Here is an 11,646-nt window from a genome sequence, read left to right as displayed (position 1 = left end):
GTTGTAGCGGATCACGTTGCTGATCAGCAGGGCGTTGGCCAGGCCGTGCGGAATATGGAATTCTGCACCCAGCTTGTGCGCCATGGAGTGGCACACACCCAGGAAGGCGTTGGCAAACGCGATACCGGCGATGGTGGCCGCATTGTGCACCTTCTCGCGGGCAACCGGGTCGTTGGCACCATTCTGGTAGCTGGACGGCAGGTACTCTTTCAGCAGCTTCAGGGCTTGCAGTGCCTGACCGTCGGAGTACTCGTTGGCCAGTACGGAAACGTAGGCTTCCATGGCGTGAGTCACCGCATCCACACCACCGAAGGCGCAGAGGGACTTGGGCATGTTCATGACCAGGTTGGCATCGACGATGGCCATGTTCGGGGTCAGCTCGTAGTCGGCCAGCGGGTACTTCATGCCGGTGGCGTCGTCGGTCACGACCGCAAACGGAGTGACTTCAGAACCGGTACCGGACGTGGTGGTGATACAGACCAGTTCGGCCTTGACGCCCATTTTCGGGAACTTGTAGATACGCTTGCGGATGTCCATGAAGCGCATGGCCAGGTCTTCAAAGGCAGTATCCGGGTGCTCGTACATGACCCACATGATTTTGGCCGCATCCATGGGTGAACCACCACCCAGCGCCAGGATAACGTCCGGCTTGAAGGAGTTCGCCATCTCGGCGCCCTTGCGGACGATGGACAGGGTCGGGTCAGCTTCTACTTCGTAGAATACTTCCACTTCCATGTTCAGCTTCTTGAGCAGACGAACTACGTCATCGGCATAGCCGTTGTTGAACAGGAAACGGTCGGTGACCACCATGGCGCGCTTCTTGCCTTCCAGGTCGCCCAAGGCGATCGGCAGGGAGCCACGACGGAAGTAGATAGATTTCGGAAGTTTGTGCCACAGCATATTTTCTGCCCGTTTTGCGACTGTCTTCTTGTTGATCAGGTGCTTGGGACCGACGTTTTCGGAGATGGAGTTACCACTCCAGGAGCCGCAACCCAGGGTCAGGGAAGGAGCAAGAGCGAAGTTGTACAGGTCACCGATACCACCCTGGGTGGAGGGGGTATTGATCAGGATACGGGCAGTCTTCATCTTGTCGCCGAAGTATCTGATACGGTCCTGGTTACGATCCTGGTCGGTGTAGAGACCGGAGGTATGGCCGATACCACCGATGTTGACCATGGTGCAGGCCATCTCGACAGCGTCTTCAAAATTCTTGGCGCGGAACATACCCAGGGTCGGGGAGAGCTTCTCATGAGCGAACTCATCTTCAGCGCACAATTCCAGGCCTTCACCGATGAGGATCTTGGTGGTGGCAGGTACAGTCACACCCGCCATGGCGGCGATCTTGGTGGCTGGCTGACCGACGATATCTGCGTTCAGCGCGCCGTTAATCAGCAGCACTTTACGTACCTTGTCCGCTTCATCTTTGGAGAGGATGTAGCCATCGTGGTTGGAGAAACGCTCTTTCACCTGGTTGTAGATGGCGTCAACGACGATAACGGCTTGCTCGGAGGCACAGACCACACCGTTGTCGAAGGTCTTGGACATCAGGATGGAGGCGACGGCACGTTTTACATCGGCAGTTTCGTCGATGACGATTGGCACGTTACCGGCACCTACACCGATAGCAGGCTTGCCTGAGGAGTAAGCGGCCTTCACCATGCCTGGGCCACCGGTGGCCAGGATCAGGTTGATGTCGTTGTGTTTCATCAGTGCGTTGGAGAGCTCAACGGACGGTTGATCGATCCAGCCGATGATGTCTTTCGGCGCACCGGCGGCAACGGCTGCATCCAGTACCAGCTTGGCAGCGGTATTGGTGGAGTTCTTGGCGCGGGGGTGCGGGGAGAAGATGATGGCGTTACGAGTCTTCAGGGAAATCAAAGATTTGAAGATCGCGGTAGCGGTCGGGTTGGTGGTCGGCACTATGCCGCAGATGATACCTACCGGCTCGGCGATGATCATGGTGCCCATCTCGTCATCCTGGCTCAGGATGCCGCAGGTCTTCTCGTCTTTATAGGCGTTGTAGATGTATTCGGAGGCGAAGTGGTTCTTGATAACCTTGTCTTCGATGATACCCATGCCTGATTCTGCCACGGCCATCTGGGCCAGGGGGATGCGGGCATTGCTGGCGGCCAGGGCGGCGGCACGGAAGACCTGATCAACTTGCTCTTGCGAGAAGCTGGCGAATTGACGCTGGGCTTCTTTGACGCGGGCAACCAGTGCATCCAGTTCAGCCAAATTGGTTACTGCCATGTTTATCTCCTAATGATTTTGAAAACTGTTTAGTAAGACCTTGGCAATGCCCGGCAATTATAGACGCCATGTCAAGGAGAGCCTGACCACTATGGGGTATTTACAAGTCTTACTGAACCGCTTTCGACATCGATTATAGGGTCGTGTCACGCCAGTAAAGCTTGATCTGGATCATGTGTAACAAAAGAACAAAAGAAATTTTATTTCAAAATACATGTTTTCAACATGTTATTGGCTTGTGGAGTTAAGCGTGCGGGGAATAAATGGGGCGTGAACGAATCTCACGCCATTTAAATCAAGCAGTTAGAACTATGACATCCCAGTGACCCTGCTGGTCTTTGGGAAGGATCGGGGCGGCATTGTGGTAGAAACGGCGATCATCCAGCACCAGATAGTCACCGGCTGTTAACTCCTGCTGGAAAAAGGGTTGTTCTTTTAATCCGTGATAAAGCTGTAGTGCTCCGCCAGTGACACCTTGGCTGCCACAGAAGAAGACGCCGATGAAATCGAAGCCATCTTGATGCACGCCCTCGGGGGCGGGAGGCGTTTCACTGCCGAGGGAGGCACAGATCCGCATCTGATGAACCCCAATCTCGCGGCCGTCGGCCAGCGCCGTGTGGCGTACGAAGGCGCTGAGCATGGCCTGAAAAGCGTCATGCTGGGCGAAGGCGGGCACCAGATCGGGGTAGGTGCGTGGCACGTCGCCGAGAAACTTGTTGATGGCGGCGGCCTGGAAGAAGACGCCGTTGTCGAGGCGATGAAAACCCTGGCCCTGTTTTTCGAAGCGACCGTAGCGGCGACGGCGAAAATCGCCGTTGATATAGGGATCGAGTGGAAGTTGATCGAAAAACATACTCAGCCCGGCAACTTGCCTGGCTGGCAGGGTATCGAGTTGCCAATCCAGGGTGATGTCCATATCTATCATTGCAAACTCCTCTTTTTGTGAGATGAAATCTTGTTGCCAGATCCAATGGCAAGATAAAACTCGAAATGATTTTACCGAAATGTTAAATCGCCACAACGTTTTTTAACAAACTATTGTGTCGAAATTTGATAACACATTAGAGGAACTAACTGTTGAGGGCGGGAAACGTGAGATTATTTGATTGGTGGCCGCACAAACTATGAGGTAAATTCGTGCACAATTTCTTACCTGCTGGCCCCAACGGGCGCTTATGTGTGGATGACCTCCGTGGCTGACATCGATTTTTCTTTATACCTGAAGTTCTTCATTGGCCTGATCGCCATCATTAACCCGCTGGGCCTCTTGCCGGTCTTCGTCAGCTTGACCAATCACCAGACACCGGCCGAGCGGATGAGAACCAACACCACGGCTAATATTGCCGTCATGGTGATCCTGCTGGTGTCCATGTACATGGGCCAGCTGATCCTCGATGGTTTTGGCATCTCGTTGGCGTCGTTTCGCATCGCGGGGGGGTCCCTTATTACTCTGATCGCCTGGTCCATGCTGCAGGGCAAGCTGGGGGAGGTGAAGCACAACAAGCAGGAGAAAGGGGAGTTGGCCGCCCGTGAGTCTATCGCCGTGGTGCCACTGGCGCTGCCACTGATGGCGGGGCCAGGGGCCATCTCGTCGGTTATCGTCTATGCCAGTCAGAGCCATTGGCAGCAACTGCTCGGCATGTCGCTGGTGGTGGCCATTTTCTCTTTCTGCTCCTGGCTGATATTTCGTGCAGCCCCCTTGCTGTTCAAGTTGATGGGCAATACCGGCATTAACGTGGTCACCCGGATCATGGGCCTCATCATGATGTCCCTCGGCATAGAGATCATGGTGGCGGGTATCAAGGGAGTCTTCCCCAGTCTGATGTGAGCTGAGTCTGTTTTGTGCCAGCCGGTCCCCGTGACCGGCTTTTTATTGTTTCTTTTTTGTGAACCATTTCCTAGAATCGAGCGGATTTGTATATAAAAGCGTCATGTTGGCCTATTTAAATGCTGGATAATTGCTTAAAAGCTGTTTATTTAACCAAGAATCCAGACCTGCTCTGATGATATCTATTGCATTATCAGAAATGACAGGGAATTATGCTGACTGCGTGCTCAGGCCCGCATTTATGACAAACGCATGGAATGTTCTTGTTGGAGTAAATGGAAATGACTCATAAAAAACAATGATTAATACCCTTTTATTGGCTGCGCTATTCGGTGGTGCCACCCTGGCTCACGCCGCCGACGTCCCCGCCGGCACCAAGCTCGCTCCCGAGCAATCCCTGGTGAAAGGCAACGGTTCCGAACCCGCCACCCTTGACCCGCACAAGACCGAAGGAACGGTCGAATCCAATATTCAGCGTGATCTGTTTGAAGGTCTGGTCAGTTCTGGCCCCAAGGGTGAGACCTTGCCCGGTGTGGCAGAGTCCTGGGAAACCAAGGACAACAAACACTTCATCTTCCACCTGCGCAAAGATGCCAAGTGGTCCAATGGCGAGCCGGTCACCGCGCACGACTTCGTTTTTGCCTTCAAGCGCGCGGTGGATCCCAAGACTGGCTCTCCCTACTCCTGGTACATGGAAATTCCGACCATAGTCAACGCCAGTGCCATCATCGCCGGCAAGCAGCCTGCGAACACTCTGGGGGTGAAGGCCACGGATGACTACACCTTCGAAGTACAGCTTGAAAAAGCCATCCCCTATTTCGTCAGCATGCTCTCTCACACCACCACTTATCCGGTACCCAAGGCGGTGATCGAGAAGTTTGGTGACAAGTGGACCCAGCCGGAAAATATGGTATCCAACGGTGCCTACAAGCTCAAAGACTGGGTGGTCAACGAGCGGGTCGATGTCGAGCGCAACCCCAACTACTGGAACAACGCCAAGACAGTGATCGACAAGGTGACCTATCTGCCGATCCAGTCCACCAACGCCGAGCTCAACCGCTACCTGGCCGGTGAGGTCGATTTGACCTACAACATGCCCATCGAACGCTTCAAGCAGATGAAGAAAGAGCACCCGAGTGAGGTGCAGGTGAGTGGCTATGTGGGCACCTACTACTACACCTTCAACACCAAGCGCAAACCCTATGACGATGTGCGGGTACGTACTGCACTCACCTATGCCATCGATCGCAACGTGATTGCGGAGAAGGTGATGGGCAAGGGTGAGACGCCGGGCTATGCCCTGGTGCCTGATTTCGTGGACGGCTTCAAGCCGGTTGCACCCGAGTGGTCCAAGCTGACCCAGGCGGAGCTCGATACCAAGGCCAAGGCGCTGCTGGCCGAAGCCGGTTATGGCCCGGGCAACCCGCTCAAGTTCGAACTGCTTTACAACACAGATGACAACCACAAGAAAGTGGCCGTTGCCGTCGCCTCCATGTGGAAGAAGCTGGGGGTAGAGGTGAGCCTGGTGAACCAGGAGTGGAAGACTTATCTGGAAACCCTCAAACAGGGTCAGTTCGATGTGGCCCGTCGTGGCTGGATTGCAGACTACAACGAAGCCTCCTCCATGCTGGATCTGATGCAGACCACCCATGGCAATAACGACGGCAAGTACTCCAACCCGACGTTCGACAAGCTGATGGCCGAGTCCCGTGATCAGGTCGATTCAGCGTCGCGCAACAAGCTCTATGTCCAGGCCGAAGAGATCCTGGCCAAGGATATGCCCATAGCGCCAATCTATCAGTACGTGACCTCCCGTATGGTGAAGCCTTATGTGGGCGGCTACCCGGCCAACCCGCTCGACAACCTGTACAGCAAGGACATGTACATCATCGCTCACTGAGTACAATAAAAAAGTCGCATAACAAGCAGGCCCGCCAGACGGCGGGCCTTTAAATTAAAACCGCGACCCTTTGGAAGCAGTACAGGACAGGATATGTCTATGTTGAAATTCATCCTTAAACGTATATTGGAAGCGATCCCGACCCTGCTGGTCTTGATCACCGTCTCCTTCTTCATGATGCGCTTCGCCCCCGGTAACCCCTTTACCAGCGAACGGGCATTGCCGCCGGAAGTGCTGGCCAACATCGAGGCCAAATATGGTCTGGATAAACCCATCGGCACCCAATACCTCACCTACCTGGGCAACCTGGTACAGGGCGATCTGGGTCCCTCTTTCAAATACAAGGACTTCAGCGTCAACGATCTGGTGAGCCAGGCGTTGCCAGTGTCCGCCAAGATAGGGGCATCGGCCTTTTTCTTTGCGGTCTTGCTGGGGGTTACGTTCGGCACCATTGCCGCACTGAAACAGAACACCATCATCGATTATCTGTTGATGTCGTCGGCCATGGCCGGGGTGGTGATCCCGGGCTTTGTGCTGGCGCCGTTATTGGTGCTCTTCTTCAGTATCTATCTGGGCTGGTTCCCGGCCGGTGGCTGGCAGGGCGGCGGCATTCAGTTCATGGTACTGCCGGTATTTGGCATGATGATGTACTACATCTCCGCCATCTCGCGCATCATGCGCGGCAGCATGATAGAGACCATGAATTCCAACTTCATCCGCACCGCCCGCGCCAAGGGGTTGCCGCTCCATCACATCATTCTCAAGCACGCCCTGCGCCCGGCCATGCTGCCGGTGGTTTCCTACCTCGGCCCGGCCTTCGTCGGCATCATCACGGGGTCCGTGGTCATCGAGACCATCTTCGGTCTGCCGGGGATAGGTCAGCTGTTCGTCAACGGCGCATTGAACCGTGATTACTCCATGGTGCTCGGCCTGACCATTCTGGTCGGCGCCTTGACCATCACCTTTAACGCCGTGGTCGATATTCTCTATGCCTTCATCGATCCCAAGATCCGTTACTAAGCCGGGAGTACATCATGGTTGTAAACAGTGAAAAGCGTGAGGTGCTTGAGGCCTTCGCACAGAAAGTGGATGTGGTTGAGGGACGCTCCCTGTGGAAAGATGCCCGCCGCCGTTTCCTGCGTAACAGAGCGGCACTGGTAAGCCTGATCATCCTGACCATCATTGGTCTGGCAGTCATCATAGGCCCGCACCTGTCCCCATATACCTTCGACGATCCGGACTGGGGCGCCATGCAATCGGCTCCCGATATGGAGACGGGTCACTGGTTTGGCACCGACAGCCTGGGCCGCGATCTCTTCGTGCGCACCCTGCTCGGTGGGCGTATCTCGCTGATGGTCGGCGTCATGGGCGCCCTGGTGGCGGTCATCATCGGCACCCTCTATGGCGCGGCATCCGGCTTCATCGGCGGCCGGGTCGACAGCCTGATGATGCGGGTGCTCGAGATCCTCAATGCCTTCCCCTTCATGTTCTTCGTGATCATGCTGGTGACCTTCTTCGGCCGCAATCTGGCGCTCATTTTTATCGCCATCGGCGCGGTGAGCTGGCTCGACATGGCGCGGATCGTGCGCGGCCAGACCTTGAGCCTCAAGAGCAAGGAGTTCATCGAGGCGGCTCATGTGTGCGGCGTCTCCAAGTGGAAGATCATCACCCGCCACATAGTGCCAAACGTGCTTGGCATAGTGGCGGTCTACGCGACCCTGCTGGTGCCTGGCATGATCATGTTTGAATCTTTCCTGAGCTTCCTGGGATTGGGTGTACAGGAGCCCATGACGAGTTGGGGCGCTCTGCTCGATGAAGGTTCCAAGTCGATGGAAGTGGCCCTCTGGCAACTCCTGTTCCCCGCCGGTTTCATGGTGGTGACGCTGTTTTGCTTCAACTTCCTCGGGGATGGTCTGCGTGACGCTCTCGATCCAAAGGATCGATAAAAAAGCGCCGAAAACAGGCAACCTATCCCGAAGAATTGACAAGCGTCACGGAAGATCGATAAGGAATTTTTATGAAATTACTGGATGTAAAAGATCTGCGGGTCGAGTTCAAGACCCCGGACGGCAATGTGGTTGCGGTCAACGATCTCAACTTCTCCCTCTCGGCCGGTGAGACCCTGGGAATAGTAGGGGAGTCAGGCTCAGGCAAGTCTCAAACGGCCTTCGCCATCATGGGGCTGCTCGCCAAGAACGGTATCATTACCGGTTCGGCCAAGTTCCAGGGCGACGAGATCCTCAACTTGTCCGAGTCCAAGCTCAACAAGATCCGCTCCGAGAAGATAGCGATGATCTTCCAGGACCCCATGACCTCTCTCAATCCCTACATGAAGGTGAAGGATCAGCTGATGGAGGTGCTGATACAGCACAAGGGGATGAGCAAGGCGGCGGCATTTGAGGAGTCGGTACGCATGCTCGATGCGGTGAAGATCCCCGAATCGCGCCAGCGGATGAACATGTACCCGCACGAGTTCTCCGGTGGCATGCGTCAGCGGGTAATGATCGCCATGGCCCTATTGTGTCGTCCACAGCTGCTTATTGCCGATGAGCCGACCACGGCGCTGGATGTGACGGTGCAGGCCCAGATCATGACGCTGATGAACGAGCTCAAGCGCGAGTTCAACACCTCCATCATCATGATCACCCACGACTTGGGCGTGGTGGCGGGGATCTGCGACAAGGTGCTGGTGATGTATGCTGGCCGCACCATGGAGTACGGCAAGGTCAACGACATCTTCTATCGTCCGAGCCATCCCTACACCGAAGGTTTGCTGCGTGCCATTCCCCGTCTCGATACCGAAGGGGAGATATTGCCGACCATTCCGGGCAACCCGCCCAACCTGCTGCGTCTGCCCAAAGGCTGCCCCTTCCAGGAGCGCTGCCACCGGGCCAGCGAGATCTGCGGCCAGGAGTCGCCGCTCTTGCTGCCCTTCAATGATGGCCGCGCCCGCGCGTGCCACTGGGTATCGGATGCCATGGCCAAGGGGGCAAACTAAATGGGTACTGACAAGAAACTGCTGCTGGAAGTGTCTGATCTGAAGGTCCATTTCAGCATCAAGAGTGAAAAGGCCTGGCCCTGGGCCAAACCCTCGACCCTGAAGGCGGTGGACGGGGTGACCCTGCGCCTGTATGAAGGCGAGACGCTGGGGGTCGTGGGGGAGTCCGGCTGCGGCAAGTCCACTTTTGCCCGGGCGCTGATTGGTCTGGTGCCAGCCACGGACGGCAAGGTGGTCTGGCTGGGTAACGACTTGACCAAGCTCGATCAGAAGGCCCTGCGGGAGAAGCGCAAGGAGATCCAGATGATCTTCCAGGACCCGCTTGCCTCCTTGAATCCGCGCATGACCATAGGGGATATCATCGCCGAGCCGCTCATCACCTTCTACCCCAAGCTCTCCAAGAGCGAAGTCGAAGGCAAGGTGCGCGCCATGATGACCAAGGTGGGTCTCTTGCCGAACCTGGTGAACCGCTATCCCCACGAGTTCTCCGGCGGCCAGTGTCAGCGCATCGGCATCGCCCGGGCATTGATACTCGAACCCAAGATGATCATCTGTGACGAGCCGGTCTCGGCGCTGGATGTCTCCATCCAGGCTCAGGTGGTGAACCTGCTCAAGGCTATCCAAAAGGAGATGGGGCTGTCGCTCATCTTCATCGCCCATGACTTGTCCGTGGTCAAGCACATCTCGGATCGGGTGCTGGTGATGTATCTGGGCAATGCGGTGGAGCTGGGCAAGGGCAAGGAGATCTATGCCAATCCTCTGCACCCCTACACCAAGGCGTTGATGTCGGCGGTGCCGGTGCCGGATCCTGATCTGGAACGCAGCAAGGTGATCCAGATCCTGGAAGGGGACTTGCCGTCCCCATGAACCCGCCGTCCGGCTGCGTGTTCCGGACCCGCTGCCCGGTGGCCGGTCCCGAGTGTGCCAAGACCCGGCCGGTGCTGGAGGGCAACTTCGACCACGCCGTCTCTTGCCTCAAGGCAGACCCGCTCTGACGAGGTTGACCCATGCAGATAACAGGGCGCCTCTGGGCGCCCGTTTTTTAATTTCTATGCTGTCCCTCGGCAGGATCAGGGGTGTGCACGGCGCGTTATCTGCGCACTGGCGTTTATCTTGGTCAGGCTATTGGCAGCGTCATGAGGGCCTGTTAGTATCCGCGGCACAAGGGGAGTAACTTCTCGCCGGTCTGTCGTCATTACGGTGTGTTTGCAACGCAAGCCACCCGGCACCCGGGCAGCCCATGGCTGTAAGTGAGACCTTGCCGAGAGGCAAGGTGTATCTGCTCCAAACGCGAACCCATGCCTCCGGTCATGGGTTTTGTCGTTTTTAAGGAGGACGCAATGGGTGAATGGTGGATGTGGCTGGGGTTCTTTGCCCTGGTGTTGACCCTGCTCTGGGTAGATTTACGTTTCGTGGGCGGTGGCAAGTCCCACAAGGTCTCCTTGAAGGAGGCGGGGGCCTGGTCTCTGGTCTGGGTGAGCATGGCACTGCTCTTCAACCTGGCCATCTGGTACTGGGTTGATGTGAATATGGGTCGCGAGATGGCGAACCAGAAGGGGTTGGAGTTCCTCTCCGGCTATCTCATCGAGAAAGCGCTGGCGGTGGACAACGTCTTCGTCTGGCTGATGCTGTTTGGCTACTTCGCCATTCCGGCCGAGCTCCAGCGCAGGGTGCTGCTGTATGGCGTATTGGGTGCCATCGTGATGCGGGCCGGCATGGTGTTTGCGGGGAGCTGGCTCATCGAGCAGTTCCACTGGATCTTGTATCTGTTCGGTGCCTTCCTGCTGCTGACCGGGGCCAAGATGCTGTGGGTGGCCGACAAGGAGCCGGATCTTGCCAACAACCCGCTGCTCGGCTGGATGCGCCGTCGCTTCAAGGTGACCGAGCATCTGGAAGGGGAGCGCTTCTTCGTCTGGCGTGACGGCGTGCGCTATGCCACTCCGCTGCTGCTGATCCTGGTGTTGGTGGAGGCGAGCGATCTCATCTTCGCGGTGGACAGTATCCCGGCCATCTTCGCGGTGACCACGGATCCCTTCATCGTGCTCACCTCCAACATCTTCGCCATCATGGGGCTGCGGGCCATGTACTTCCTGCTGGCCGGGGTTGCCGAGCGTTTCAGCCTGCTCAAGTACGGCTTGGCCTTCATCCTGATGTTTATCGGGGTCAAGATGCTGTTGCTCGACATCTTCAAGATCCCGACCGGGGTGGCCCTTGGCGTGGTGGCCTCCATACTGGTGTTGAGTATGGGTCTCAGCCTCTGGGTGACGCGCAAGCAAGCCAAATCGGCGGGCTGATCCTGCGCTGTCGCACCAGGGGGGCGACGGGTGATGAGATGCCAAAAGGGCTCCCGAGGGAGCCCTTTTTCTATGGGTCTTTATTGCCGATCACACGGGCAACAAGATCAACGCTTGATGATGCGCGGGTTGCTGTAACCCCAGACGGTGTACATGTCCGCCAGCAGGGTGCCATTGTACTCTTCCAGATCCGCCTGTTTGATCTCGTTATCTCCCTGACGGCCAAACATCACCACCTCGTCACCGGGCTTGACGCCCTTGATGTCGGTCACATCGACCATGACGGTGTTCATGGAGGTCTTGCCTACCACCGGGGTCCTTCTGGCCGTTGATGAGCACAGGAGCCTTGTTGCTCATGGCGCGGCGATAGCCATCC

Annotated in this window: 8 protein-coding genes and 2 pseudogenes; 7 read left to right on the top strand and 3 right to left on the bottom strand. The window is 56.6% G+C overall.

Annotation, left to right across the window (positions count from 1 at the left end):
- A partial coding sequence (adhE, locus tag G113_RS15215) for a bifunctional acetaldehyde-CoA/alcohol dehydrogenase (protein WP_005906187.1) occupies positions 1-2,250 on the bottom strand: 2,250 nt, incomplete at its 3' end.
- A 295-nt stretch (positions 2,251-2,545) separates the two neighbouring features.
- On the bottom strand, positions 2,546-3,175 hold the full coding sequence (locus G113_RS15210; protein WP_005906183.1) for a 2OG-Fe dioxygenase family protein: 630 nt from the start codon (positions 3,173-3,175) through the stop codon (positions 2,546-2,548).
- A 267-nt stretch (positions 3,176-3,442) separates the two neighbouring features.
- On the opposite strand from G113_RS15210, the gene G113_RS15205 reads away from it, so the two are divergent.
- From G113_RS15205 to G113_RS15175, 7 genes and pseudogenes are all read left to right on the top strand, one after another.
- Complete coding sequence (locus G113_RS15205; protein WP_005906182.1) at positions 3,443-4,078, top strand: YchE family NAAT transporter; 636 nt, start codon at positions 3,443-3,445, stop codon at positions 4,076-4,078.
- 298 nt (positions 4,079-4,376) lie between these two features.
- On the top strand, positions 4,377-5,978 hold the full coding sequence (locus tag G113_RS15200; RefSeq protein ID WP_040319284.1) for an ABC transporter substrate-binding protein: 1,602 nt from the start codon (positions 4,377-4,379) through the stop codon (positions 5,976-5,978).
- Positions 5,979-6,077: 99 nt separating this feature from the next.
- Complete coding sequence (gene oppB / locus G113_RS15195) at positions 6,078-6,998, top strand: oligopeptide ABC transporter permease OppB (protein WP_005906178.1); 921 nt, start codon at positions 6,078-6,080, stop codon at positions 6,996-6,998.
- A gap of 14 nt (positions 6,999-7,012) precedes the next feature.
- A complete protein-coding gene (gene oppC / locus G113_RS15190; RefSeq protein WP_005906175.1) occupies positions 7,013-7,924 on the top strand; it encodes an oligopeptide ABC transporter permease OppC in 912 nt (303 codons plus the stop codon).
- A 71-nt stretch (positions 7,925-7,995) separates the two neighbouring features.
- Positions 7,996-8,976 carry an ABC transporter ATP-binding protein gene (gene oppD, locus G113_RS15185; protein ID WP_005906172.1) on the top strand — a complete coding sequence of 327 codons (981 nt, stop codon included), beginning with the start codon at positions 7,996-7,998 and terminating at the stop codon, positions 8,974-8,976.
- Positions 8,977-9,971, top strand: a pseudogene (oppF, locus tag G113_RS15180) (murein tripeptide/oligopeptide ABC transporter ATP binding protein OppF). It begins immediately after the preceding gene.
- Positions 9,972-10,316: 345 nt separating this feature from the next.
- Complete coding sequence (locus tag G113_RS15175) at positions 10,317-11,270, top strand: TerC family protein (RefSeq protein ID WP_005906170.1); 954 nt, start codon at positions 10,317-10,319, stop codon at positions 11,268-11,270.
- 107 nt (positions 11,271-11,377) lie between these two features.
- Here the strand turns inward: G113_RS15175 and G113_RS15170 are convergent.
- A pseudogene (locus G113_RS15170) lies at positions 11,378-11,646 on the bottom strand (alanine racemase C-terminal domain-containing protein); the annotation flags it as partial.

Source organism: Aeromonas molluscorum 848, assembly GCF_000388115.1.
Taxonomy (GTDB): domain Bacteria; phylum Pseudomonadota; class Gammaproteobacteria; order Enterobacterales; family Aeromonadaceae; genus Aeromonas; species Aeromonas molluscorum.
The sequence above is the reverse complement of the archived record's forward strand: the minus strand, read 5'-3'. Positions and strand labels throughout refer to the sequence as shown.